Annotated in this window: 24 protein-coding genes; 13 read left to right on the forward strand and 11 right to left on the reverse strand. The window is 70.8% G+C overall.

The features are described 5' to 3' along the window. Positions 1 to 2: 2 nt before the first annotated feature. Positions 3 to 215, reverse strand: a complete 213-nt coding sequence (locus H976_RS0105310) for a dodecin (protein WP_027860701.1) — start codon at positions 213 to 215, stop codon at positions 3 to 5. A 120-nt stretch (positions 216 to 335) separates the two neighbouring features. On the opposite strand from H976_RS0105310, the gene H976_RS0105315 reads away from it, so the two are divergent. After that, positions 336 to 632 carry a DUF3099 domain-containing protein gene (locus tag H976_RS0105315; protein WP_027860702.1) on the forward strand — a complete coding sequence of 99 codons (297 nt, stop codon included), beginning with the start codon at positions 336 to 338 and terminating at the stop codon, positions 630 to 632. Next, positions 629 to 811 (forward strand): hypothetical protein, encoded by a 183-nt coding sequence (locus tag H976_RS0105320; RefSeq protein WP_027860703.1) that lies wholly within the window; start codon positions 629 to 631, stop codon positions 809 to 811. Before H976_RS0105315 ends, H976_RS0105320 begins: the two co-directional genes overlap by 4 nt. A 117-nt stretch (positions 812 to 928) precedes the next feature. Here H976_RS0105320 and moaA read toward each other — a convergent pair whose 3' ends face one another. After that, positions 929 to 1939 carry a GTP 3',8-cyclase MoaA gene (gene moaA / locus H976_RS0105325; protein ID WP_036224820.1) on the reverse strand — a complete coding sequence of 337 codons (1011 nt, stop codon included), beginning with the start codon at positions 1937 to 1939 and terminating at the stop codon, positions 929 to 931. Between the two features lie 54 nt (positions 1940 to 1993). Between moaA and H976_RS24645 the strand changes: the two genes are divergently transcribed. Continuing rightward, positions 1994 to 2800, forward strand: coding sequence for an SURF1 family protein (locus H976_RS24645; RefSeq protein ID WP_051276250.1), 807 nt, complete (start codon positions 1994 to 1996; stop codon positions 2798 to 2800). Here H976_RS24645 and H976_RS0105335 read toward each other — a convergent pair. The 4 genes from H976_RS0105335 to H976_RS0105350 all read right to left on the reverse strand — a co-directional run bounded on the left by H976_RS0105335 (position 2741) and on the right by H976_RS0105350 (position 7974). Next, complete coding sequence (locus H976_RS0105335) at positions 2741 to 3496, reverse strand: SDR family oxidoreductase (protein WP_027860705.1); 756 nt, start codon at positions 3494 to 3496, stop codon at positions 2741 to 2743. The genes H976_RS24645 and H976_RS0105335 overlap by 60 nt on opposite strands. 11 nt (positions 3497 to 3507) lie before the next feature. Further along, positions 3508 to 5394 (reverse strand): ABC transporter ATP-binding protein, encoded by a 1887-nt coding sequence (locus tag H976_RS0105340; protein WP_027860706.1) that lies wholly within the window; start codon positions 5392 to 5394, stop codon positions 3508 to 3510. Between the two features lie 35 nt (positions 5395 to 5429). Next, positions 5430 to 6221 (reverse strand): enoyl-CoA hydratase/isomerase family protein, encoded by a 792-nt coding sequence (locus H976_RS0105345; RefSeq protein WP_027860707.1) that lies wholly within the window; start codon positions 6219 to 6221, stop codon positions 5430 to 5432. A gap of 154 nt (positions 6222 to 6375) precedes the next feature. Next, the gene (locus tag H976_RS0105350; protein WP_027860708.1) at positions 6376 to 7974 is read right to left on the reverse strand and encodes an ABC-F family ATP-binding cassette domain-containing protein; all 1599 of its coding nucleotides are present in this window, start codon (positions 7972 to 7974) and stop codon (positions 6376 to 6378) included. Between the two features lie 113 nt (positions 7975 to 8087). Here H976_RS0105350 and H976_RS0105355 point away from each other — a divergent pair, with 113 nt between their 5' ends. The 7 genes from H976_RS0105355 to bioD all read left to right on the forward strand — a co-directional run bounded on the left by H976_RS0105355 (position 8088) and on the right by bioD (position 13871). Continuing rightward, entirely contained in the window at positions 8088 to 8996 is a 909-nt protein-coding gene (locus H976_RS0105355) for a neutral zinc metallopeptidase (RefSeq protein WP_027860709.1), read from the forward strand. 37 nt (positions 8997 to 9033) lie between these two features. Then, positions 9034 to 9516 (forward strand): nucleoside deaminase, encoded by a 483-nt coding sequence (locus tag H976_RS0105360; protein WP_027860710.1) that lies wholly within the window; start codon positions 9034 to 9036, stop codon positions 9514 to 9516. A gap of 80 nt (positions 9517 to 9596) precedes the next feature. Next, the gene (bioB, locus tag H976_RS0105365) at positions 9597 to 10622 is read left to right on the forward strand and encodes a biotin synthase BioB (RefSeq protein WP_051276252.1); all 1026 of its coding nucleotides are present in this window, start codon (positions 9597 to 9599) and stop codon (positions 10620 to 10622) included. Further along, positions 10609 to 10818: a hypothetical protein gene (locus H976_RS24650; RefSeq protein ID WP_231388796.1), complete on the forward strand. Its 210-nt coding sequence runs from the start codon at positions 10609 to 10611 to the stop codon at positions 10816 to 10818. The genes bioB and H976_RS24650 overlap by 14 nt, the downstream gene beginning before the upstream one ends. Then, positions 10811 to 12079: an adenosylmethionine--8-amino-7-oxononanoate transaminase gene (locus H976_RS0105375; protein WP_027860712.1), complete on the forward strand. Its 1269-nt coding sequence runs from the start codon at positions 10811 to 10813 to the stop codon at positions 12077 to 12079. The genes H976_RS24650 and H976_RS0105375 overlap by 8 nt, the downstream gene beginning before the upstream one ends. Next, entirely contained in the window at positions 12076 to 13194 is a 1119-nt protein-coding gene (locus H976_RS0105380; RefSeq protein WP_027860713.1) for an 8-amino-7-oxononanoate synthase, read from the forward strand. Before H976_RS0105375 ends, H976_RS0105380 begins: the two co-directional genes overlap by 4 nt. Next, positions 13191 to 13871 (forward strand): dethiobiotin synthase, encoded by a 681-nt coding sequence (gene bioD, locus H976_RS24655; RefSeq protein ID WP_036224827.1) that lies wholly within the window; start codon positions 13191 to 13193, stop codon positions 13869 to 13871. Before H976_RS0105380 ends, bioD begins: the two co-directional genes overlap by 4 nt. 5 nt (positions 13872 to 13876) lie before the next feature. On the opposite strand, the gene H976_RS0105390 is transcribed toward bioD, so the two are convergent. Beyond that, complete coding sequence (locus tag H976_RS0105390; protein WP_027860714.1) at positions 13877 to 15472, reverse strand: ABC transporter permease; 1596 nt, start codon at positions 15470 to 15472, stop codon at positions 13877 to 13879. After that, a complete protein-coding gene (locus tag H976_RS0105395; RefSeq protein WP_027860715.1) occupies positions 15469 to 16383 on the reverse strand; it encodes an ABC transporter ATP-binding protein in 915 nt (304 codons plus the stop codon). The genes H976_RS0105390 and H976_RS0105395 overlap by 4 nt, the downstream gene beginning before the upstream one ends. Positions 16384 to 16436: 53 nt before the next feature. Here H976_RS0105395 and H976_RS0105400 point away from each other — a divergent pair, with 53 nt between their 5' ends. Next, positions 16437 to 16904: a GbsR/MarR family transcriptional regulator gene (locus H976_RS0105400; protein WP_027860716.1), complete on the forward strand. Its 468-nt coding sequence runs from the start codon at positions 16437 to 16439 to the stop codon at positions 16902 to 16904. On the opposite strand, the gene H976_RS28530 is transcribed toward H976_RS0105400, so the two are convergent. Together H976_RS28530 and H976_RS24665 are read right to left on the reverse strand one after the other, a co-directional pair. Further along, a complete protein-coding gene (locus H976_RS28530; RefSeq protein ID WP_027860717.1) occupies positions 16905 to 19145 on the reverse strand; it encodes a PKD domain-containing protein in 2241 nt (746 codons plus the stop codon). A gap of 211 nt (positions 19146 to 19356) precedes the next feature. Continuing rightward, the gene (locus H976_RS24665) at positions 19357 to 19800 is read right to left on the reverse strand and encodes a response regulator transcription factor (protein WP_051276254.1); all 444 of its coding nucleotides are present in this window, start codon (positions 19798 to 19800) and stop codon (positions 19357 to 19359) included. 183 nt (positions 19801 to 19983) lie between these two features. Here H976_RS24665 and H976_RS29400 point away from each other — a divergent pair, with 183 nt between their 5' ends. Next, the gene (locus H976_RS29400; protein ID WP_081682689.1) at positions 19984 to 22350 is read left to right on the forward strand and encodes a DUF1015 family protein; all 2367 of its coding nucleotides are present in this window, start codon (positions 19984 to 19986) and stop codon (positions 22348 to 22350) included. Here the strand turns inward: H976_RS29400 and H976_RS0105420 are convergent. Continuing rightward, positions 22347 to 23243: an aminoglycoside phosphotransferase family protein gene (locus tag H976_RS0105420; protein ID WP_027860718.1), complete on the reverse strand. Its 897-nt coding sequence runs from the start codon at positions 23241 to 23243 to the stop codon at positions 22347 to 22349. The two genes, H976_RS29400 and H976_RS0105420, sit on opposite strands and share 4 nt — an antisense overlap. A 96-nt stretch (positions 23244 to 23339) precedes the next feature. Between H976_RS0105420 and H976_RS0105425 the strand changes: the two genes are divergently transcribed. After that, positions 23340 to 25178: an amino acid permease gene (locus H976_RS0105425; protein ID WP_027860719.1), complete on the forward strand. Its 1839-nt coding sequence runs from the start codon at positions 23340 to 23342 to the stop codon at positions 25176 to 25178. Positions 25179 to 25208: the final 30 nt, after the last annotated feature.

A 25208-nucleotide genomic window follows, 5' to 3' on the forward strand; every position in this document is an offset into this window, starting at 1 on the left:
TGTCAGTCGTCCTCGAGACGGAACCCGACCTTGAGCCCGACCTGGAAGTGCTCGACGGTGCCGTCCTTGACCTGGCCGCGCACCTGCGTCATCTCGAACCAGTCCACGTGGCGCAGGGTGAGGGCGGCCCGCTCGACGGCGTTGCGGATGGCCTGGTCGATGCCGTCCGGCGAGGTGCCGACGATCTCGGTGACGCGGTACGTGCGGTTGGACATCGGCGTACTCCTTGGGTGCTGGCTGGTCGTGGGTGCTGGACCCGTCAAGAATGCCATGTCGGTCACCGGTCGGGGCCGGGGCCCGGCGGCGGCCGGACAGGGCCGACGTAGGCTGGCAAGGTGGCCACATCACGCCGGGCGCGACATGAGACCGCACCGGTCCGCATCACCACCGCGCCGACCAGTCATCACGACGACCTCGACCGTCGTCGGAAGCGTTATGTCTTCTCGATGGCGATCCGCACCGCCTGCTTCATCGGCGCCGTCGTGACCGACGGATGGCTGCGGTGGGTGCTGGTCGTGGGCGCCTTCATCCTGCCCTACATCGCGGTCGTGATGGCCAACGTCGCCAGCCCGCGGATCGAGGGTGCCGACCTGGTCCCGCCCGACCAGGGTCGCCGGGAGCTCGGCGGATGACGGAGGTCTGCTCGGCCAAGGGGTGTCAGGCACCCGCCGTACACGAGCTGCGGTGGAACAACCCCAAGCTGCACACCCCCGACCGCCGCAAGGTCTGGCTCGCCTGCGACGAGCACCGCCAGAGCCTCGCCGACTTCCTCTCCGCCCGCCAGTTCCTCAAGGAGATCGCGCCGCACTAGTCCCGCCGACCGGCCAGTTCTGGTTGGTCGTACGACGCCGAGCGGGCAGTTTTGGTCAGCCGAAAATGCCCTCTCGGCGTACTGGCGCCAACCAAAGGTGCCCGGTCAGCGAGTTGCTCAGCCGCCGATGGCCGACATCGGACGTGTCGGCTGGAGGAAGGTCTGGTCGTCGATGCCGTGGCCGGGGCGCTTGGTCATCATCGCGAGCCGCCACTGGTCGGCGATCTCGGCGTCGGTGGCGTCGCTGCGCAGGGCCCGGCGCAGGTCGGACTCCTCGCGGGCGAACAGGCAGTTGCGGACCTGTCCGTCGGCGGTCAGCCGGACCCGGTCGCAGTCGCCGCAGAACGGACGGGTGACCGAGGCGATCACGCCCACCGTGGCCGGTCCGCCGTCGACGAGGAAGGTCTCGGCGGGTGCGCTGCCCCGGTGTTCGGGGTCGGGCGTGAGCTCGAACTCGGACTCGAGCAGCGCGAAGATCTCCTCAGCAGTGACCATGCCCTCGCGCGACCACCCGTGCTGGGCGTCAAGCGGCATCTGCTCGATGATCCGCAGCTGGAAGCCCTGCTCGAGGCACCAGCTGAGCAGCTCGGGCGCGTGGCGGTCGTTGACCCCGCGGAGCAGCACCGCGTTGACCTTGACCGGGGTCAGGCCGGCGCTCTTCGCGGCCGCGAGTCCCTCGAGTACGTCGTGCAGCCGGTCGCGCCTGGTGATCTCGTGGAACTGCTCGCGGTCGATGGTGTCGAGACTGACGTTGACCCGGTCGAGTCCGGCGTCGGCCAGGGTCTGCGCCGTACGGGCGAGGCCCAGTGCGTTGGTGGTCAACGAGACCTCGGGGCTCGGGCTCAGCGCCTTGGTGCGCTCCACGATCCCGGCCAGACCGCGACGCAGGAGCGGCTCACCACCGGTGAAGCGGACCTCCCGGATGCCGAGATCCTCGACCCCGATGCGGACCAGCCGGACGACCTCGTCGTCGGTCAGCGTCTCCTCGGTCGGTAGCCAGTCGAGCCCCTCCGCCGGCATGCAGTAGTTGCACCGCAGGTTGCAGCGGTCGGTGAGCGAGACGCGCAGGTCGGTCGCGACACGGCCGTAGCTGTCGGCCAGTCCCGAGGTCGGTCCGGGGATCGGCATTGAGGGGCTCACCCGGCCAGTCTAGGTACAGGTGCCACGAACTACCGTGGCCGCGTGGGATTCCTGCTGAGTCGGCGCTGGGTGCTGTTCGCCGTCACCGTGGTCCTGCTGGCCTGGGGGGCGTGGGCGCTGGGCCAGTGGCAGTTCCACCGGCTCGACCAGCGCAAGCACGACAACCGCATCGTGGCCACCAACCTGAACGCCGCTCCGGTGCCGGTCGACGACCTGCTCTCCACCCACCGATCGCCCTCCGAGCAGGACGAGTGGCGGCGCGTCACCGTCCACGGCACCTGGGACGACAAGCACACCGTCGTGCTGAAGTACCAGACCCGGGACGGCGGGGCCGGCGTCGACATCGTCACCCCGCTGGTCACCCAGTCCGGCGCTGCGGTGCTCGTCGACCGCGGCTGGATGTCGACGGAGAACTCCGGGGCGTCGCGACCCAAGCTGCCGCCGGTCAGCGACGGGCAGGTCACCGTCACGGGGTGGGTACGACGGGACGCGACTGGTGGTGCCGCCCGGGTGAGCGACCTCTCGACGCGGGCCATCTCCTCGGCACGGATCGGAGCGGTCGTGCCGTACCCGCTCTACGGGGGGTTCCTCGACCTCGCCGCCGAGAGCCCAGCTCCCGCGAAGGCGCTCGGCGCCGTCGAGCTGCCGGACGACACCAGCAACGGACCGCACTTCTTCTACGGGCTGCAGTGGTGGTTCTTCGGAGCGCTGGCGATCTTCGGGTTCTGCTTCCTGGTCTGGGACGAGCTGCGCCAGCGCCGCGTCCGGCGGGCGACGGACAGCACCGGGTCAGAGCGCTCGCAGCATGCCGCCGTCCACGGGCAGCATGGTGCCGGTGACGAACGATGAGGCCGGGCTGAGCAGGAACACCGCCGCCGCGGCGAACTCCTCGGGGCGTCCGTAGCGTCCGAGCGGGATGCCGGCGATCGCCTTCGCGCGAGCGGCCTCGGCGTCGCCGCTCGCCTCGTCCAGCTCGGCCACCCGTTCGGTGCCGACGCGACCAGGCAGCAGGCCGTTGACGCGGATGTCGCGCGGACCGAGCTCATCGGCCAGCGTCTTGGCCGCCATCGCCAGACCGGGACGCAGCCCGTTGGAGATGGCCAGGTTGGCGATCGGGGCTCGCACCGAGCTGGACAGCACGAAGGCGATCGACCCCGGCCCGTCGATCCCGTTGGCCACCGCCCGGGCCACGCGCAGCCCGCCGACGAACACCGACTCGAAGCTGCTGGTCCACACCTCGTCGGGGGTGTCCATCACGGTGCCCGTGGGCGGACCGCCGACGGAGATCAGGGCGCCGTCGAGACGACCCCAGAGATCGGTGGCCGCCGTGACCAGCCGGTCGGCGGTCTCGGGGTCGGCGTTGTCCCCGACCTGGGCGACCGCACCCTCGCCGAGGTCGGCCACGGCCGCCTCGAGGCTGTCCCGGTTGCGACCCGAGAGCACCACGCGGGCGCCTTCTGCGACGAGAAGCTCGACCGTCGCGCGACCCAGCCCGCGGGCCCCTCCGGTGACGATGTAGACGCGATCCTTGAGTCCGAGGTCCATGCTCCCCGAGCCTAGGACACCGGATCAGGCTGGACGGCGTCCTCGACGAACTGGGTGCGGTAGAGGTCGGCGTAGAGACCGCCCTGGGCGAGCAGTTCGTGGTGGGTGCCGCGCTGCACGATCCGGCCGCCGTCGACGACGAGGATCTGGTCGGCGTTGCGCACCGTGGAGAGCCGGTGGGCGATCACCAGCGAGGTGCGGCCCTCGAGCGCCTGGTCGAGCGCGCGCTGCACGGCGTACTCCGACTCGGAGTCGAGGTGGGCAGTCGCCTCGTCGAGCACGACGATCCCGGGAGCCTTGAGCAGCAACCGGGCGATTGCCAGCCGCTGCCGTTCGCCACCCGAGAGCCGGTAGCCCCGGTCGCCGACCACCGTGTCGAGCCCGTCGGGCATGGTGCGCACGAGGGTAGAGATGCGTGCCATCTCGAGCGCCGACCAGATCTCCTCGTCGGTCACCTCGGGTCGGGCGTAGCGCAGGTTTTCCCGGATCGTGTCGTGGAACATGTGGGCGTCCTGCGTGACGTAGCCGACGGCGTCCTCGAGCGACTGCAGGGTCACGTCGCGGACGTCGTGGTTGTTCACCAGCACGGCTCCGCCCGTGACGTCGTAGAGCCTGGCGACCAAGTGGGTCATCGTGGTCTTGCCAGCGCCGGACGGGCCCACGAGGGCGATCATCTGGCCCGGCTGGGCGATGAAGCTGAGGTCGTGGAGCACCTGCCCGTGGTCGCGGCTCTCGGCCCGCGCCACGGTCTCGAGGCTGGCGAGCGAGACGTCCTCGGCCCGCGGGTAGGTGAAGTCGACGGCGTCGAACTCCACGCTGGATGCCGTGGGCGGGACGGACACCGCGTCGGCCTTCTCGACGACGGTCGAGGGCAGGTCGAGCACCTCGAAGACACGGTCGAAGCTGACCAGTGCGGTCATCACGTCGACACGCACGTTGGAGAGCCCCTGCAGCGGGCCGAGCAGTCGGAGCAGCAGCGTGGCGAGCGCGGTCAACGTGCCGATGGTGAGGGCACCGTTGATGGTGAGGGCACCGCCGATGCCGTAGACGAGCGCAGTGGCCAGCGCCGGGATCAGCATCATGGTCGCCATGAACACCCGCGTGACCAGGGAGATGCGGATGCCGAGGTCGCGGACCAGGCCGGCCTTCTCGGCGTACTTGGCGTCCTCCTCCTCGCGCCGCCCGAACACCTTGAGCAGCAGCGCGCCACCGACGTTGAAGCGCTCGGTCATCAGGTTGCCGAGGTCGGCGTTGCCGTCCATCTGGGTGCGGGTCAGCCCGCTGATCTGGCGACCGACCCAGCGCGAGGCGAGCAGCAGCAGCGGGAACAGTGCGAGGCAGGCCAGGGTGACCTGCCAGCTCAGCGCGAACATGGTGATGCCGACGACGACCACGCTGATCGAGTTGGAGACCGTGCCGGACAGCGTCGAGGTGAACGCGCGCTGCGCGCCGATGACGTCGTTGTTGAGCCGCGAGACCAGTGCACCGGTCTGGGTGCGGGTGAAGAACGCCAGCGACATCCGCTGGACGTGGGCGAACACACGCGTGCGCAGGTCGAAGATGAGGCTCTCGCCGATGCGGGAGGAGAGGTAGCCGGTCGCCACGCCGAGCCCGGCATCGAGGATCGAGGTGACCGCCATCGCCAGGGCGAGCCACAGCACGAGGCTGGTGTCCTTGCCGATGATGCCGTCGTCGAGCAGGTGCTTGATCAGCAGCGGGTTGACGACCACGAGGGCCGCGTCGATGACGACGAAGAACAGGAAGCTCGCGATCAGCGAGCGATGGGGCAGTGCGAAGCCGACGATTCGACGAACCGTGTCGCGCGAGACCTTCTGCTCGACGACCGAGCGGTCACGACGCGCGGAACCGAGCATGGCCCAGGGACTCATGCCGCTCATGGCGCCCCCTTCCGTGCTCCCCGACTGAGAGTGTCTCAGCCGCCTCCGACAAGATCGCGGAACCGACGTACCTGTGCCTGCCGCTCAGCCAGCCGCTGTGCCTCGAGGTCTCGCTCCCCCGCCTGCTGCACCAGCGCCTTGGTCTCGCGTACGGCGCCCGTGTTGCTGGCGATGATCGCGTCCACCAGGTCCGAGGTGGTGGCGTCCAGCTCCGCACGAGGTACGACGACGGTGGCGATGCCCAGCTCCAGGGCCTCGTCGGCCTCGACGAACCTCGCAGTGGCGCACATCTCCAACGCCCGCGAGGGACCAACAAGCTCGACGAGCGGTTTTGTTCCCGCCAGGTCGGGCACCAGCCCGAGCGCCGGCTCCTTCATGCAGAACTGCGCGTCGTCGGCGACGACCCTCAAGTCGCAGGCGAGGGCGAGCTGGAAGCCGGCGCCGATCGCGTAACCGTGCACCGCCGCCACCGACACGATCTGCGGGTCGGCGAGCCAGGTGAACCCGCGCTGGTAGCCGTCGATCGTCTCGAGGATCTGCTCGTCGCTCGCTCTCATGAGATCGGCCACCGAGTCCTCGCCGTCGACACCTTCACCGGTCAGCAAGCGGGTGTCGATGCCGGCCGAGAAGCACTCCCCCGCACCCTTGATGACCACGACCCGCACCTCGTCGGAGAGCGACGCTCCGATCCCGGCGAGCGCGTGCCACATCCGCGGCGTCTGGCTGTTGCGGCGCGCAGGCTTGTCCAGCGTGATGGTCGCGACGGCCCCCTCGAGGTCCAGCCGGAGACCGGCCTGCTCGAGCTGTTCCGGCTCCGGGGTGGTCATGTGAGAACTGTAGGGCGGGCGCCAGTTTCCCCGGGCGCCCGGGGAAACCTCCCTCGTGTCACAGGAGGGTTCCCCACACCCCATCAGGAGCGCCCTGGTGTGGCACGAGCACGATCACCCAGGTTCCAGACCTGGGTGCCTCGCGACGCCGAGATCAGGCGAGCGCCACCAGGTCGGCGTAGTCGGGCGTCCACAGGTCCTCGACGCCGTCGGGCAGGATCAGCACCCGGTCCGGCTCGAGGGCGTGTACGGCGCCCTCGTCGTGGGTCACCAGCACGATCGCGCCGGCGTACGACCGGATCGCGGCCAGCACCTCCTCGCGGGAGGCCGGGTCGAGGTTGTTGGTGGGCTCGTCGAGCAGCAGCACGTTGGCGCTGGAGACGACCAGGATGGCCAGCGCGAGGCGGGTCTTCTCGCCACCGGAGAGCACCGAGGCCGGCTTGTTGGCGTCGTCGCCGGAGAACAGGAAGGAGCCCAGCACCGATCGGGCCTCGGTGTCGGTCAGCTGCGGCGCTGCGGTGTGCAGGTTCTGCAGCACGGTGCGGGTGGTGTCGAGGGTCTCGTGCTCCTGGGCGTAGTAGCCGATCTTCAGGCCGTGCCCCGGCTCGACCTGCCCGGTGTCGGGGCGGTCGACCCCGGCCAGGATGCGCAGCAGGGTCGTCTTGCCGGCGCCGTTGAGACCGAGGATGACCACCCGGCTGCCCTTGTCGACAGCGAGGTCGACGTCGGTGAACACCTCGAGCGAGCCGTAGGTCTTGGACAGCTCGCTCGCCGTCAGCGGGGTCTTGCCGCAGGGAGCGGGCGACGGGAACTTGATCCGCGCCACGCGGTCGGCCCGGCGCTCTCCCTCGATGCCCTCCATCAGCTTCTCGGCACGCTTGAGCATTGACTGCGCGGCCTGTGCCTTGGTGGCCTTGGCGCGCATCTTGTTGGCCTGGTCGGTCAGCGTCTTGGCCTTGTTCTCGGCGTTCATCCGCTCGCGCTTGCGGCGCTTCTCATCGGTTTCGCGCTGGTTGAGGTAGGCCTTCCAGCCCATGTTGTAGACGTCCATCACGGCCCGGTTGGCGTCGAGGTGCAGGACCCGGTTGACGCACGCCTCGAGCAGGCCGACGTCGTGGGAGATCACCACCAGGCCGCCCTTGTGGTTGCGCAGGAACTCGCGCAGCCAGCCGATCGAGTCGGCGTCGAGGTGGTTGGTGGGCTCGTCGAGCAGCAACGTCTCGGCGCCCGAGAACAGGATCCGGGCCAGCTCGACGCGTCGCCGCTGACCGCCCGAGAGAGTGCGCAGCGGCTGGCCGAGCAGCCTCTCTTCGATGCCGAGCGAGGCGGCGATCTGGGCTGCCTCCGCCTCGGCCGAGTAGCCACCCGCGGCGTGCAGCGCAGCGTCGGCGTTCTCGTAGCGACGCATCGCCCGGTCGCGTATGTCCGGGTCGTCGCTGCCCATCTCGGTCTCGGCACCCCGGAGGCGGCGTACGACGTCATCGAGTCCGCGCGCCGAAAGGATCCGGTCGCGGGAGAGCACGTCGAGGTCGCCGGTACGCGGGTCCTGAGGGAGGTAGCCGACCGAGCCCGACGACGTGACCGACCCGCTGGCCGGAAGGGCCTCCCCGGCCAGGATCCGGGTCAGCGTGGTCTTGCCGGCACCGTTGCGCCCGACCAGCCCGATCCGGTCACCGGCCGCGATCCGGAAGGAGACGTCGTCCATCAGCAGGCGTGCGCCAGCGCGCACCTCGAGCTTGGACACAGTGATCACGACAGGGGCTTTCGCAGTTGGGTCGGCGCCTCCTGATGAGGGGTGCCGCGGCGGGGTACTCGGACCGCGCACCCCTAGTCTACGAGGGCGTACGGGGGCGAAAGGACGCGGCAATGCGGTTCAACCCGAAAGCCAGGATCGACCAGAGCCAGATCGAGACCCGCAGCGGCGGTGGCCTCGGAGGCGGCGGCATGCGACTGCCCATGCCCAGCGGAGGCGGCGGCAAGATCGGCATCGGCACGATCGTCGTCGTGGTGCTGTTCGTCGTACTCACCCAGTGCACCGGTCTGCTGGGCGACGGGTCCGGCGGCGGTGGCGGGACGACCACGACGCAGAACTCCTGCCAGAGCGGCGCCGACGCCAACAAGTCGGAGGACTGCGCGGTCGACCTCTTCACCAACTCGGTGCAGAGCTTCTGGTCCCAGGCCTATCCCGACCAGACCGGCAAGCAGTACGACGTGGTCAAGACGGTGCGCTTCCAGGGGTCCACCGCCTCGGGGTGTGGCCAGGCCAGCACCGAGATGGGGCCCTTCTACTGCCCCAACGACCAGTTGGTGTACCTCGACACGACCTTCTTCGACGACATGCTGCAGGGCCAGCTCGGGGCCAAGGGCGGACCGTTCGCGATCGGCTACGTGATCGCCCACGAGTACGGTCACCACATCGAGGACCAGCTCGGCATCCTCGGCAGGATGCGCACCGTCCGCGGCCCCAAGAGCGACTCGGTGCGCGCCGAGCTGATGGCCGACTGCCTCGCAGGGGTGTGGGCCGGGGCGGCCCAGAAGACCACCGACGCCGACGGCAACGCGATCATCACCGAGCTGACCCCCGACGACGTCAAGCGCGCCATCGACGCTGCCCAGGCCGTGGGCGACGACCGCATCCAGAAGCGCACGTCGGGCCGCGTCGACACCGACTCCTTCACCCACGGCACGGCCGCCCAGCGCGTCCGCTGGTTCAACCGCGGCATGGAGCAGGGCACGATCAACGGCTGCAACACCTTCGACACCGACAACCTCTGAGCGCCGCGGCCCGTCCGGACCGTGCCAACCTGTGGCCATGGACCTCGACGACACCCATCGACACCACCTGCGGCGTTGCGTCGAGCTGGCCCGGGAGGCGCTCGAGGCCGGGGACGACCCGTTCGGGTCGGTGCTGGTCGGGGCGGACGGGAGCGTGCTCGCCGAGCGACGCAACCGGGAGCGCACCGACCAGCCGCTCGCGCACCCCGAGATCGACCTAGCCGTGTGGGCGGGCCGGCACCTCTCGCCCGACGAGCGGGCGGGTGCGACCGTCTACACCTCCGGCGAGCACTGCGCGATGTGCTCGGCCGCCCACGGGTGGGTCGGACTCGGCCCGATCGTGTACGCCGTCTCATCCCGCCGGCTCGACCAGTGGCGTCGCGAGTGGGGCGCCGGGGCTTCTCCGGTGGTGACGTTCTCGGTCAACGAGGTCGTGCCCGACCTGCCGGTCCTCGGTCCCGATCCCGAGCTCGAGGGTGAGATGCGCGAGCTGCACGAGCGGGCCTTCCGCCGGGGCTGACCGGACACCGAGCGGCTTGTGACCGTCCAGTACTCACCCGTGTCCGTACGACGAGCCCGACGTGGGCAACAATGACTGCCATGTCAGTGCACATCGAGCCGTCCCTTCACGACCCGAGCCAGCTGGCCGACCTCCGGGAGCAGGTGCTGGAGCGGGGTGAGGGTCTCAGCGAGGAGCAGATCCTCTCCGTGCTCACCTCGCCCGACGAGCTGCTCCCTGACCTGCTCGAGCTCGCGCACGCCGTACGGATGAAGTGGTGCGGCCCCGAGGTCGAGGTCGAGGGCATCGTGTCGCTGAAGACGGGCGGCTGCCCCGAGGACTGCCACTTCTGCAGCCAGAGCGGTCAGTTCACCTCGCCGGTGCGCTCGGTGTGGCTGAACATCCCCGAGCTGGTCAAGGCCGCCGAGCAGACGGCCGCGACCGGCGCGAGCGAGTTCTGCATCGTCGCCGCCGTGCGGGGGCCCGACGAGCGGCTGATGAGCCAGATGCGCGACGGAGTGAAGGCGATCAAGGAGGCCGTCGACATCGAGGTGGCCGCCTCTCTGGGGATGCTCACCCAGGAGCAGGTCGACGACCTCGTCGCGATGGGCGTGCACCGCTACAACCACAACCTCGAGGCCGCCCGCTCCTACTTCCCCAACGTCGTCACCACCCACTCCTGGGAGGAGCGGTGGGACACCTGCGAGATGGTCCGCAACTCCGGCATGGAGCTGTGCTGCGGCTGCCTGGTGGGCATGGGCGAGACCATCGAGCAGCGCGCCGAGCTCGCCGCGCAGCTGGCCGAGCTCCAGCCCGACGAGGTGCCCCTGAACTTCCTCAACCCGCGTCCCGGCACCCCCTTCGGCGACCTGCCGCTGATGGACAGCAAGGACGCCCTGCGCACGATCGCGGCCTTCCGGCTCGCGATGCCCCGCACGATCCTGCGGTACGCCGGCGGCCGCGAGCTCACCCTCGGCGACCTCGGCACGCGCGACGGACTGCTCGGCGGCATCAACGCCGTCATCGTGGGCAACTACCTCACCACGCTCGGGCGCAACCCCGAGGAGGACCTCGAGCTCCTCGAGGACCTGAAGATGCCGATCAAGGCCTTGAGTGAGCAGATCTGACGTCATGGCCGAGCCCGGGTTCTGCGGACACTGCGGTCGCGGGCTCGACGAGGTCGACCACGACGTCTGCCGGGCGCGGCTCCGGCTCGAGCCACCGCGTTACTGCGCGCAGTGCCGCCGCCGGATGGTGGTGCAGGTGATCCCGCGTGGGTGGAGCGCGACCTGCGTCGAGCACGGGACCGTCTCCGGTGGGTGACGAGCTGCTCTCCTGGGACCGGGAGCACCTGTGGCACCCGTACTCCTCGGCGACCGCACCCTCGCTCGTGCACGAGGTCGAGTCCGCGAGCGGCGTACGGCTGAGGCTGAAGCGGGGCGGTGAGCGCGTCGAGGTGATCGACGCGATGTCGTCGTGGTGGGCCGCCATCCACGGGTACGCCGTACCCGAGCTCGACGCCGCCGTCCGCGACCAGGTCGGCCGGATGAGCCACGTGATGTTCGGTGGCCTGACCCACGAGCCGGCCGTCGAGCTCGGCCGCCGCCTGGTCGAGCTGAGCGGACTCCCTCACGTCTTCCTGGCCGACTCCGGCTCGGTCTCGGTCGAGGTGGCCATGAAGATGGCCTGGCAGGCCCAAGCCGGCACCGGTCGGACGAGGTTCCTGACCATCCGCGGCGGCTACCACGGCGACACCTTCTCGCCGATGAGCGTGTGCGACCCCGACGGTGGGATGCACAGCATGTACGCCGGCATCGTGCCCGAGCACGTCTTCGCCCCCCTCCCACCGACCGAGCCGACCGACGAAGAGGGCTTCGATGCCTGGGCCACAGAGGTCGCTGACCTGTTCGAGTGGCACGCCACCGGGATCGCTGCGGTGATCGTCGAGCCCCTCCTCCAAGGCGCGGGCGGCATGCGTCCGTGGCCGGCTCGGTGCGTCGACCACCTCAGCCGTCTGGCCCGTGAGCACGGGGCCCTGGTCATCCACGACGAGATCGCCACCGGCTTCTGGCGCACCGGCACCGCGCTCGCCCAGGACCGGCTCGAGGAAAGGGCCGACATCGTCTGCGTGGGCAAGGCGCTGACGGGCGGCTACCTGACCCTCGCGGCCACGCTCTGCACCGCCGAGGTGGCGCAGCGGGTGAGCTCGTCGCCGGCCGGGGCGATGATGCACGGGCCGACGTTCATGGGCAACCCGCTCGCCTGCGCGGTGGCCAACGCGAGCCTCGACCTGCTGGCGTCGTACGACAACGACACCAACATCCGACGGATCGAGTCGGGATTGCGCCGGGGCCTGGCACCTGCGGCGGCAGCGCCCGGAGTGGTCGACGTACGCACCCTCGGCGCGGTGGGCGTGGTCGAGCTCGACAGCGCCGTGGACGTGCAGAAGGTGACCGAACGCGCCCTCGACCACGGCGTGTGGCTGCGGCCGTTCCGCAATCTCGTCTACACGATGCCGCCGTACGTCACCACCGACGACGACCTGGCCGCCATCACGGCCACCATCTGCGAGGTGGTGGCGTGACCGACTTCGAGCGGTGGCTCTCCGAGCAGGCCCAGCAACGTGACGAGGCCGGGCTGACGCGGCGGCTGGTCCCCCGACACCCGTCGGAGCAGGGCATCGACCTGGCCGGCAACGACTACCTCGGTCTGACCCGGCACCCGCGCGTGGTCGAGGGGGCCGTCGCGGCCGCCCAGGAGTACGGCGCCGGTGCCGGCGCCTCGCGTCTCGTCACCGGCACCCTGACCCTGCACGAGGAGCTCGAACGGGCCCTCGCCAGCTTCACCGGCTTCCCGACCGCCCTGGTCTTCTCGACCGGCTACCACGCCAACCTCTCCGCGGTGTCGGCGCTCACCGACGCCGACACCCTGGTCGTCTCGGATGCCCACGTGCACGCCTCGATGATCGACGCCTGCCGGCTGAGCCGGGCGCGGGTGCAGGTGGTCCCGCACAACGACGTGGCAGCCGTCGACGCCGCCCTGGCCGCCCGCAGCCAGCCGCGTGCCGTGGTGCTGGTCGAGACCATCTACTCCGTGCTCGGCGACGCCGCTCCCGTGCGCGAGCTGGCCGAGGTCTGCGCTGCCCGAGGCGCGGTCCTGGTCGCGGACGAGGCCCATGCCCTCGGCGTGGCCGGTCCCCAGGGCCGCGGCCTGCTGCACGCGGCCGGCCTCGGCGGTCGGTCCGACGTCGTCGGGACGCTGACCCTCAGCAAGTCGTTGGGCGCCCAGGGCGGTGCGGTGCTGTCCTCACCCGCGGTGCGCGAGCACCTCGTCAACCGGGCCCGTCCGTTCATCTACGACACCGGCCTCGCGCCGGCCGCTGCCGGTGGTGCGCTGGCGGCGCTTGGCGTCGTGGAGGACGAGCCCGGGCGGGTGGCTCGCGTCAACGAGGTCTCCGGAGTGCTTGCCGAGGCCTGTGGCGTCGAGCAGCCGGCCGGTGCGGTGCTGGCGGTGCCGATGGCCGGCCCGCTCGAGGCCGTCGCGGCTGTCGAGAAGGCCGCTGGCAACGGCGTACGCATCGGCTGCTTCCGGCCCCCATCGACGCCCGACGGCATCTCGCGGCTCCGGCTGACCGCTCACGCGCAGCTCGACGACGACGAGCTCGCCCGGGCGGTCAGGGTGCTGGACGAGCTGCTGTGAGCGTCCTCTTCGTCACCGGCACGGACACCGAGGTCGGCAAGACGGTGGTGACCGCCGCCCTGGCCGCCGTGCAGCTCTCGCTCGGACGCACCGTCGCGGTGGTGAAGCCGGCACAGACCGGCATCGGCCCGGACGAGGACGGCGACCTGGCAGAGGTACGCCGCCTGGCCGGGGACGTGGCGACGTACGAGGGGGTGCGGTTGCCCGACCCGCTCGCCCCGGACACCGCCGCCCGGGTCGCGGGGCTGGAGCTGCCCGGCCTGGCCGAGCAGCGCGGCCTGGTCGACCGGGTCGCTGCCGCACACGGTGTGACGCTCGTGGAGGGCGCCGGCGGTGTCCTGGTCAACCTCGGTGAGAACTGGAACCTGATCGACCTCGCCGACTCGGTGCGGTACGCCGGCCACCAGGTCGTCTTCGTGGTGGTGGCCCGGGCCGGGCTCGGCACCCTCAACCACGCGGCACTGACGGTGCAGGCGATCCAGGCGCGCGCGCTCGAGGTCGCCGGTGTGGTCGTCGGCGCCTGGCCGGCCGAGCCGGGTCTGGCCGAGGAGCAGAACCTGCTGGACCTCCCCCGGGTCACCGGCGTCCCGCTGATCGGCCGGGTCCCAGAGGGCGCCGCCGCACTACCGGTGCGCGCCTTCCGCCGCGGCGCCCTCGACTGGGTTCCGGACCTCTGACCCGACTAACCGATGTCACGGGTGCGGTAGCGCTGCCACGAGACCGCGACCAGGGCCGCCGCGATCGCGGTCAGCACCACCGCCGGCCCGAGCTCGAAGTCCTCGAGCGGCATCCGCGGGACATGGGTGTACGGCGAGAGGTCCAGCACCCAGCTCGGCAGGTCGAGCAGCTCGCCGATCTGGCCGAGCGTGCCGAACAGCACCACGATGCCCCAGCCCAGGAGCGCCCACCTGCTGCGGACGGCGAAGCAGAGGACCGCCAGGGCGACCACCGTCCACACGGCCGGTGCCTGGGAGAGGGCCGAGGCCACCAGCCGACCGAAAGAGTGGTCGGTGTCGTTGCCGACCCCCAGGGCGATCGCGACCCCGCACACCAGCAGCAGCCAGGTGACCGCGCCCAGCGCCACCAGGGCGGTGGCCAGGAACGCCCGTGAGCGCGAGGTCGCGGTGGCGAGCACCTGCTCGGTGCGGCCGTCGTGCTCGTCGCTGCCACCGTGGTTGACCACCGCGACCGCGAAGCAGGTCACCACCAGGGCCAGCACCGAGATGACCGCCCCCAGGAGGGTGTCGCGAAAGGCACCGGGGCCGCCGATGCGTTGCAGCAGGTCCTGGACGGTCCCGGAGTCGAAGGCGTCGAAGCTGGGGGTGATCGCACCGAACACGAGCCCGCTGACGGCGACACCGATCGTCCAGCCGACGATCATCGGCGTGTGCAGCCGCAGGCTCAGGGCGATCGCGTCGGCCAGCCTCGGCGAGCCGGTCGCCGGCCCAGGCCGTGGCGCGAGCATGCCGGCGCCGAGGTCACGACGGGCTCGGAGCAGACGGGCGGTCCCGACCAGGGCGCCTGCCAGGCCGGCGTACAGCAGCAGCACCCACCACCGGGTGTTGCTGTAGGCGCGCAGCTGGGTGTTCCAGCCGAACGGCGTCAGCCAGCTGAGCCAGGAGGCCTCGGTGGTGTCCCCGACCGCGCGGAGCACGAAGAGCACCCCGATGGCGCCGGACGCGATGCCGGCACAGGTGCGCGAGCTGGCCGAGAGCTGGCAGGCCACCAGGGTGAGTCCGACGGCGACGAGGGCGATCCCGGCCCAGGACGCGCCGAAGGCGACCGACCCGGCGAACCCGAGTCCGGCCGCCGTGTTGACGACAGCCGTGAGGATGCCGAGCAGCACGGCCACACCGGCTCCGAAGGTGAGAGCCGCGGTGAGCGGCGCCTCACTGGTGACGGCGGTGCCGCCGAGCAGCTCCGCCTGACCGTTCTCCTCGTCGAGCCGCGTGTGCCGGCGTACGACGAACAACATCATGATCGCGACGAAGACTGCGTACAGGACCGTCATCTTGGTCATGGCCAGCTCGCCGGTGCTGTGCACGTCGAGGATCGGCCCGTAGAGCGCGACGATCCCGGGACTGGCGTTGATCGCCTCGGCCGCCTTCACCCGCTCGGCCTCGGTGGGGTAGAGCCCGGGCACGGACGCGGCCGATGCCAGGTCGACGAGCAGCAGCACCCCGAGCCAGACCGGGACCAGCACCCGGTCGCGTCGTACGGCCAGACGGACCAGCAGACCTGTGCCGGGGCCACGGCCGGTCATCGCGAGGGTGCTCATCGACGCGCTCCCGAGGGCTCCGTCCGGTAGACGTCGAGGAACAGCTCCTCCAAGGTCGGCGGTGTGCTGGTCAGCGACTGCACGCCGGCGTCGCTGAGTGCCGCGAGCACGGCTGCCATCCCGTCGGGCTCGACGGAGCAGGTGACCACCTGGCCGTCGACCTGGACGTCGTGCACTCCGGGGAGGGGCCCGAGGTCGGGCACCGGGCCGGAGACCTCGGCCCGCACCTTGTTGCGACGCAGGTGGCGCAGGTCCTCGAGCGTCCCGGACTCGACGGCACGGCCGTCGCGGATGATCGTCACCCGGTCGGCGAGGCGTTCGACCTCACTCAGGATGTGGCTGGACAGCAGCACCGTCGCACCGGCCGCGGTGTGCTCGGCGACGCACTCGTTGAAGACCTGCTCCATCAAGGGGTCCAGCCCCGAGGTCGGCTCGTCGAGGATGAGCAGGTCCGAACGGGTCGCGAATGCGGCGACCAGCGCGACCTTCTGCCGGTTGCCCTTGGAGTAGGCGCGCCCACGCTTCGTCGGGTCCAGCTGGAACCGTTCGAGCAGCTCCGCGCGCCTGGAGTCCGGCGCCTCGGGGTCGGCCCCGCGCATCCGCACCAGCAGGTCGATGGTCTCCCCACCGCTGAGGTTCGGCCACAGGGCGACGTCGCCGGGGACGTAGGCGAGGCGGCGGTGGATCGCGACGGCGTCGCGCCAGGGGTCGAGGCCGAAGACCTGCGCCGTACCCCCGTCGATGCCGAGCAGGCCCAGCAGCGACCGGATGGTGGTCGACTTCCCGGCCCCGTTGGGGCCGAGGAAACCGTGCACCTCACCCGGGGTGACGGTGAGGTCGAGTCCGTCGAGAGCGCGGAACCGGCCGAACTTCTTGACCAGGCCGCTGACCGAGATGACAGGCGAGTCCATGGCGCCACCGTACTCCTACTTTCAGACAATTCTGAATCTTGTAACATTGCTGTATGAGCCGCGAGACACACGCCTTCGTCGAGCGGATGGGTGGTGCCCTGACCCAGGCCGGCCTCCCGCGCCTCCCCTCCCTCGTGTTCTCGGCCCTGCTCGTCGACGACGACGGGCGGATGACCTCCGCCGAGCTGGCCGAGACCCTCGCGGTCAGCCCGGCGTCGGTCTCCGGAGCGGTGAACTACCTGGCCCAGCTCGGCATGCTCCGCCGCGAGCGCGAGCGCGGCTCACGTCGGGACGTGTACGTCGTGGACGACGACGCCTGGCACGGCGCAATGATGCGCCGCGACCAGCTCTACGCACCGATGATCGCGGCCCTCACCGCGGGGATCCGCGACCTCGGGGACGACTCCCCCGCCCACGAGCGGCTGCTGCTGACCCGGGAGTTCCTCAACTTCGTCGACGACGAGATGTCCGGCCTGGCGGAGAAGTGGGAGCAGCGTCGCGCCGAGATCACCGGCTCGTGACTAGGACACGCCCGCGAGCAGGACGCTGACGCTGACTCCACGCGTGCTCGAGGAGTTCGCGGTCGCGGTCTTCTGACCGCTCGCGCCTGCTGCTACCGGGGCGTTGCTGTCGGCGAGGAGCCCCGAGATGTGGGCCGAGGACGAGCCGAAGGTCTTCGCGCGGACGATCTGGCCACCGGGGGCGGTCCAGGCCGTCGTCGAGGTGGACTTGTCGGCCCAGTACGTCACCAGCCAGTTGCCGCTACCGGCCGCACTGACCGCCGGGCTGGTGTGAGCGGCGCCGGTGGTGTTGTCGACCTTCGAGGCCGAGGCTGCGACCGGGTTGGACGCGTTGGTGTTGCGGTAGGCCACCACCGTGAGGTCGGACTTCACGTACGCCGAGGAGGTGATCTTGACGGTGCTGCCCGCGTCGGTGGCGGTCGCCACCTTGCGATAGGCACGGACGACCATGCCGTCGCCGTTCTTGCTCTGGAGCATGGTCCAGCCGCTCGGGTTGGTGTACGTCGAGGTCGACGAGTTGGTGGCGAAGAACAGCATCAACGTGTCCCCGGACCGCACGCTGGAGGGCACGACCACGGTGTGACTGGTCCGGTTGGCGTTGGTGGCCGCTGCCGCCACCAAGGTGACCGGGGTGGCCGGAGCCGTGGTGGTGGCGAGCACGGTGTCGGTGTCGGAGTTGCCGTGGTCGTCGGTCACGGTCAGCGTCACCGTGCGGGAGGCGGCCGTCGCATAGCTGTGCGTGGTGCTCACGCCCGACCCCGGCAGGCTCCCGTCACCGAAGTCCCAGCCATAGCTGAGGGTCTCGTTCTCCGGGTCGGAGGAGTCGCCGGCGCTGAAGCTGCACGAGAGGTTTGCGCACGTCGCAGCGGCGTGGGCGACCGGTGGCTGGTCGACCACCGGGTCGGTGGTGGTGACTTCTACGGTGTCGGTGTCGGAGTTGCCGTGGTCGTCGGTCACGGTCAGGGTCACGGTGCGCGTGCCGGCGGCGTACGAATGACTCGTCTGCGCCCCCGAGCCCGGGTCGCTGCCGTCGGCGAAGTCCCAGGAGTAGGTCAGCGGGTCGTTGTCGGGGTCGGTCGAGTCGAGGCCGCTGAACGAGCAGTCCAGGTCAGTGCAGACGACCGATGCGACGGCATCCGGCGCCTGGTTCGGAGGGGGATCCACAGGGTCCTCGGGGTCCACCGGGTCGGTGGTGGTGGCTTCCACGGTGTCGGTGTCGGAGTTGCCGTGGTCGTCGGTCACGGTCAGGGTCACGGTGCGCGTGCCGGCGGCGTACGAATGAGTCGCCTGCGCCCCCGAGCCCGGGTCGCTGCCGTCGGCGAAGTCCCAGGAGTAGGTCAGCGGGTCGTTGTCGGGGTCGGTCGAGTCGAGGCCGCTGAACGAGCAGTCCAGATCAGTGCACGTTGCCGACGCGTGTGCCACCGGTGGCTGGTTCGGCGGCGGGGTGAGGGGAAGTCGGTTGGCCCACACGCCGGCGACCGCGCCGTTGAACTGGTCGGTGGCGCTGGAGACGATGCTTCCGGACGGGTTCAGCTTCCCGCCGATGGAGGCCGGCGTGCCGGCCGGGAACGACAACGTCCCTGACGATCCGGTCGCGACCGTGGTGACGGGCGTCGCCGTGCTGCCGTACGGCGCCCACGCCACCGTGACCTTGGTGCCGACCCGCGAGCAGGTGACGCGGTACCACGCGCCCGAGACCACCTTGGTCGGCGAGCTGGCGAACACCTGTCCGGCCGAGCCACGCACCAGGCACGAGGGATAGCCATGATCGATCTGCAGCTTGAACTGCGACGGGTCCTGGTAGAGCCCCCGCTGGAACAGGTTGTCCCCGTTGTCGATCGAGCGCGTCGACGTAGTGGTGTCGACGCGGAAGACAGCGCCGTACTCGAAGTCGGAAGCGCCCGGCGACAACCCGCCGCCCGAGGTCGGGACCGCCCCGACGACCGCGCGCGGGTAGGTGCCCGACGTGACGTACGCCGGGAACTGCAGCGCCCTGGTCGAGCTGTCCGGCCCGGCGACCACCGTGGCCTTGCCGCTGCTGATGGACGCGACCGACACGCTCACAGGGGTGTCGCCGCCGATGGCGAACTGGCTGGGACCCGTTGCCACCGTTCCCGGCGTGCCGATCACCGACATGGTGAGGCTGTTGGCAGCCGCGTCAGCGCTGGCACCACCGGCGAGACCGAGCGCGGCCACGGAGAGCGCGAGCAGTACACCGAGGTGCCGCGCCCCACGCCCCATGCCACTCGTCTTCCGGTTCGCTCCGACCCCCCGGTGCAGACAGCAATTTACGGGCTGTGCACGCTCGCGACGGCTCGTCGTCCAGGGACGACGGCGTCAGGTCTGGTCCGGCAGCTCATTTGCCCCGGTTGAGGGCGAAATTCGGGGCGGCACGTCGGCACCCGCGCCCAGATTCCGAGACGACGTGGGCTGTACCAGTGCGCGTCCACGCCTAGGCGTCGGCGAACGGCTCCCGGTAGCCACCATTGCTCCGGCCCGGCACCCCGAACTCCCGCGCCAGCACGCCGCGGAGCTCCGCGATCATGGCCTCCACGCCGCCCTTCTCGATGTAGCCGTGGGCTCCGAGAGCCATCGCGCGCTCGATGGCGCCGCTGGAACCGGTGAAGGCGGACAGCATCACCACGATCGACCCCGGTGACTCCTCGCGGATCAACGTCAGCGCCTGGAGCCCGTCCATCACCGGCATGGCGATGTCCAGCAGCACCAGGTGCGGCTTGTGGGCCGCCACCGCCGCCACGCCCGCGTCTCCGTCAGCGGCCTCGGCCACGATCGTGAAGTCGGCCTCTCGCTCGAGGGCGAGCCGCACCAGCAGCCGCAGATCGGACGAGTCGTCGACCAGGACGACGCGAATCGGACTCGCGACCTTCGACGTCACCCAGACCCCTCCTTGAGCCCTCAACGAGATGCGCCCACGCTAGCGGCGCTGGGACCAACGAGGTAGCCAAACAGAGATGATGGGTCGGGCGGGAGCCTTCTCATGGTGTGGTCGGGGGCGCAGGCACTACCGTGACGGGCAGGTCGCCTTCTGGCGACCGGCTCAGGCGCGGGGAGGTGTCGGATGCCGGAAGGCCGCCCGGACGTACGCCGGGACGACCGAGCGGGCGCGGGACTGCGCATCCTCGTGGCCGACTCGCTGCCGCAGACCGCCATCGACGAGCTCGAGACCCGCGGGCACGAGGTGGTCGTTGACGCGGGCCTGACCGAGTCCGACCTCGCGGACCGCATCCACGGGTTCGACATCCTGGTCGTCCGCAGCACCAAGGTGAAGAAGGGTGTCTTCGCCAACGCCGACCAGCTGGGCCTGGTGATCCGCGCCGGCGCCGGCACCAACACCATCGCCACCGGCGCCGCGGCAGCCAGGGGCGTGCTCGTGGCCAACGTCCCAGGCCGCAACTCCGCCGCGGTCGCCGAGCTCACCATGGGGCTGCTCCTGGCCCTCGACCGCCGCATCCCGGACAACGTCGCCGACCTGCGCGCCGGTCGCTGGGACAAGAAGGCCTACGGCAAGGCCGAGGGCTTGCTCGGCAAGACCATGGGCATCGTCGGTCTGGGCTCGATCGGGTTCGCCGTCGCCGAGCGGGCGGTCTCGTTCGGCATCACGGTGCAGGCGCTGGACAAGCCACGCGAGCCGTACGCCGAGGCGCGGGTCGCCGAGCTCGGGATCGTGACGTGCTCCTCGCTGGAGGAGCTGCTGACCACCTCCGACATCGTCTCCCTGCACGTGCCGTCGGCCTCGGAGACCAAGCACCTCGTCGACAAGACCTTCCTCGGCCACCTCCGCCCCGGCTCGATCCTGCTGAACACCTCGCGCGGGGACGTCATCGACGAGGTGGCCCTGCTGGAGGCGCTCGACGCAGGGACGTTGCGCGCGGGTCTGGACGTCTACGACGACGAACCCGGGTCGGGCCGGGCGGAGTGGAGCTCCACCCTGGCTCAACACCCCGGCGTCGTGGGGACGCACCACATCGGTGCCTCCACCGAGCAGGCCCAGGTCGCGACCGCCGCCGGCGTGGTCGAGATCGTGGACGCGTTCGTCGAGGGCGAGGCACGCAACTGCGTCAACCTCGCGCCCAGCCGGCTCGGCTCGGTGACGCTGACCGTCCGCCACCTCGACCGTCCCGGAGTGCTGGCGCGGGTGCTGGACCTGCTCAGCGTGGCCCGGTTGAACGTCGAGCAGATGGAGAACCGCGTCTTCCGCGGCGGCGAGGCCGCGATGGCCACCATCGATGTCGCGGGAGCGCTTCCCGACGGGCTGCTCGCCGATCTGCAGGCCATCCCCAACGTGCTCGGTGTCTCCGCCGCTCCGTTCGCGGGGTCGGCCGGGCCGGAGCGGGTCGAGTCCGCCTCCGCCGTACGTCCTCTCCAGGCGCGGATCGTCCGCCAGGACGATGCCGCCGCGCACGTGTCGCAGATGCTCGATGCGCTGCCGCCCTCCGAGCGGTCCTCGGACACCCACGCGGACACCCGGCGGCCACGCGAGTTCGACCCCCGGTCCTACGAGGGCGGCCCGGCCGCGCTCTTCCTCTACCGGCTCCGCCGCGGCGACGAGGAGCACGTCGGCGTGGTCAGCGACGTCAGTGCCGAGGCGTTCGTCGACGGACAGGTCCGGGGCCACGAGGCGGTCCAGCCTGACCGCGTCGAGGCCCTGGTGCGGCACTTCACCTCGGCAGCGGTGCGGTCGGAGCTGGTGGCGCTGCTGCACCGACCCGGCCCGGCCGTCGAGGCCGCCAAGGCCGAGACCCTCGGCACATCACCGCTCGTCCAGTTCACCGGACCCGACGCGTGGGAGCAGACCGTGTGGCGGGTGCCTGACTCCCTGGGCGCGGTGCTGGCGGCCGAGCTGGGCAGTGGCGTCCACTACATCGCCGACGGGCACCACCGCGTCGCGGCGAGCCTCGACGTGTGGCGTGCGGCCGGGCAACCGGCGGAGGCCGGAGTCATGTGCGTGATCTACCCGTTCGACGGGCTACGGCTGCTGGCCTTCCACCGCCGCGTCACCGGCCCGGTCCGCCCGCAGACCCTGCGCACCTTGCTGTCGGCCGACTTCGAGCTCCGCGACATCGCCGGTCCGGACGACGCGCACGGCTGCTTCGCGGTCTACGTCGAGGGCCGGTGGTACGACGCGTCCTACACCGGCATCCGCCTCCCCGGTGCCGCCGGGCTGGACATCGCCGTCCTCAACGAGCACGTCATCGATCCCCTGCTCGGCCTCGACGAGCTGGCCGGCAACCGGCTCGAGATCGTCTCGGCACTCTCGAGCGTGCCGGACCAGGCGCGCGCCTGTGACGAGGACGGCGGTGCGCTGTTCGTGCTGCGGCCGCCCCCGATGGAGCAGCTGACCGACGTCGCCGACCGGGGCGAAGTGATGCCCCCGAAGACGACGTACTTCGACCCGAAGCCGTACGCCGGGATCTTCCTGCGTTAGAGCAACGGCTCGATCTGTGGGAACTGCCGCTGGAGCGCGCGCAGGTGCGGAGCCACGGCGGGGTGGCGGTACTTGCCGGCCAGGGCGCCCTCACCCCTGGCCACCTGGGCCAGCGCCCACTCGGCTCGGGTGACGACGCTGTAGACGGCGGTCACCCGGGCGGCGAGAGCGACCACGTCTGCGTCGACGCCGGGTCCGGCGCCGTCGAGGAACGTCTCGAGCAGCACACCGAACTCCTCGCGGCTCGACAGCGCGAAGTAGCCGAGGTCGGCCCCGACCGGTCCCGTGCCGAAGCACTGCCAGTCGACCGCCACGACGTCCTCACCGCGAGCAGCGACGAAGTTGGTCGGTACGGCGTCCCCGTGCACCCGACCCTGGGGCGCCTCCGCGCAGAGCGAGAGCCAGTGGCCGCGACGTTCCCACAGCCGGTCGGTCACGTCGGCGAGGGTCGTCCTCGCCAGGGTCGGCCAGCCCCCGCGCTCGGCGGCCATCGCCAGCCGGTTCTCCAGCAGCCGGCGGGCGGCCCAGGCGGGTGCGTCGTACGGCGCGGCAGCGAAGCGCCCGAGTGCGCGTGCGACGAACAACCCCGGCGGCGACTCGCCGGCCATCTCGGCACTCCACACGGTGAGGCCCTCGTCGTCCTCCTCCACCGGCCCGAACTCCGGCGGCACCAGTCCGACGCGGCCGAGCACGGCGGGGTCACGGGCGACCTCGGCCTCGCGTCGCCAGTAGCCGGCGTGGGCCGGATCGAGCAGCGCGGGGGTGGTCCCGTCCGGGGCCTCGAGCCGCTTGACCACCCAGGTGCGGCCGTCGTCGTCGGCCAGCCAGACACCCGCGCTCGAGGGTCCCCCGGCGCCCGGAAGCCTGCGCCACGAGGGGTCCGGCTCCCACATGGCCCCGCTCCCCTCGTGCGTCCGTCGCGCTCATCCTGACAGAGCAAGCGAGCGCCGGACGGTTTCAGGCCGGCACCGGCCGGGCACGGGTGCCACATGACCCAGGCGACCGACTCCCCCGCACCGGCCCTCCAGAAGGGGCTCAAGCAGCGTCACCTGACGATGATCGCGATCGGGGGTGTCATCGGGGCCGGCTTGTTCGTCGGCTCGGGCGCGGTGATGAAGGACGCGGGACCAGCAGCGTTCCTGAGCTATGCGATCACCGGTCTCCTGATCATCCTGATCATGCGGATGCTCGGCGAGATGGCCACCGCCAACCCGTCGACCGGGTCGTTCGCCGACTACGCACGCCGCGCCCTGGGCGGGTGGGCAGGCTTCTCCGTCGGCTGGCTCTACTGGTACTTCTGGGTGATCGTGGTCGGCTTCGAGGCCGTGGCCGGTGCCGGGATCCTGCGCTACTGGTTCTCGGGCGTGCCGCTGTGGATCTTCGCGCTCGTCCTGATGGCGCTGATGACGGCGACCAACCTGTTCTCGGTCTCGTCGTACGGCGAGTTCGAGTACTGGTTCGCCGGCATCAAGGTCTTCGCCATCATCGCCTTCCTGATCCTCGGCACGCTCTTCGTCATCGGCCTGTGGCCGAACCAGAGCTTCGACGTCAGCAACCTCACCGACCACGGCGGCTTCCTGCCCAACGGCGCCGGCGCGATCTTCTCCAGCATCGTCGTGGTCGTGTTCTCGATGGTGGGGGCCGAGATCGCGACGGTCGCGGCGGCCGAGTCGCACGACCCGGCGAAGGCGATCGCCAAGGCGACCCAGTCGGTGATCGTGCGGGTGGGCACCTTCTACGTCGGCTCCGTGTTCCTGCTGCTGTGCATCGTGCCCTGGACCCAGGGCAAGCCCGACAAGTCGCCCTACGTCGACGCCTTCAAGGAGATGGGCATCCCGTACGCCGACGACATCATGAACGCCGTCGTCCTCACCGCGGTGCTGTCGTGCCTGAACTCCGGGCTCTACACCGCCTCGCGGATGCTGTTCGTGCTCGCCGCCCGACGCGAGGCGCCGATGCGACTGATCACCGTGAACGGCCGTGGCGTTCCCGTCTGGGCGATCCTCGCCTCGACCGTGGTGGGCTTCCTGAGCGTGGTGGCGGCGTACGTCTCCCCCGACACCGTCTTCGACTTCCTGCTGAACTCCTCCGGCGCCGTGATCCTGTTCGTCTACTTCCTGATCGCGGTCTCCCAGTTCGTGCTGCGGCGTCGTACGCCGGAGGAGGACCTCACCGTGAAGATGTGGTTCTTCCCGGTGCTCACCATCCTCGCTGCAGCCGGCATCGTCGGTGTGCTGGTGCAGATGGCGTTCAAGTCCGACACCCGCTCACAGCTGCTGCTGAGCCTGCTGTCGTGGGCCGTCGTGCTCGTCCTCTACGCCGTCACCCGCTGGCGCGGCGGCTCGGTCTCCGTGGAGGAGATGGAGGCCGGCGCCGACGACCACCGGCCCGCCAAGAAGGTCATCGTCCTGGCGAACCGCACCATGGCCGAGGACGAGCTGCACGACGCCCTCGAGCGCATCGACGGCAGTGGTGACGCGTCGTACCTCGTCGTGGTGCCGGTCAACCCGGTCGACACCGGCACCGCCGACCGAGAGGGCGCTGCCTTCGTCTGGCAGGCCACGACCGAGGCGGCCCAGCAGCGGCTCGACGAGACCCTCTCGGACCTGCGCGGTCGCGGCCTGACGGTGGAGGGCGAGCTCGGTGACTACCGACCCCTGGTCGCCCTCGACTCGGCGTTCAAGGAGTTCGAGGCCGACCACGTGGTGATCGCGACCCAGCCCGAGGACCGCTCGTCCTGGCTCCGGCACGGCATCGTCGCCGACGCCAGGGAGCGCTACGACGTCCCCGTCCAGCACGTGGTGGTGCACGCCTCGGTGCCGTCCTGAGCCGCGGACAGTCCCCGTGCGCCCTAGGAT

Origin of the sequence: Marmoricola sp. URHB0036 (assembly GCF_000426045.1) — a bacterium.
Classification (GTDB): Bacteria; Actinomycetota; Actinomycetes; order Propionibacteriales; family Nocardioidaceae; genus Marmoricola.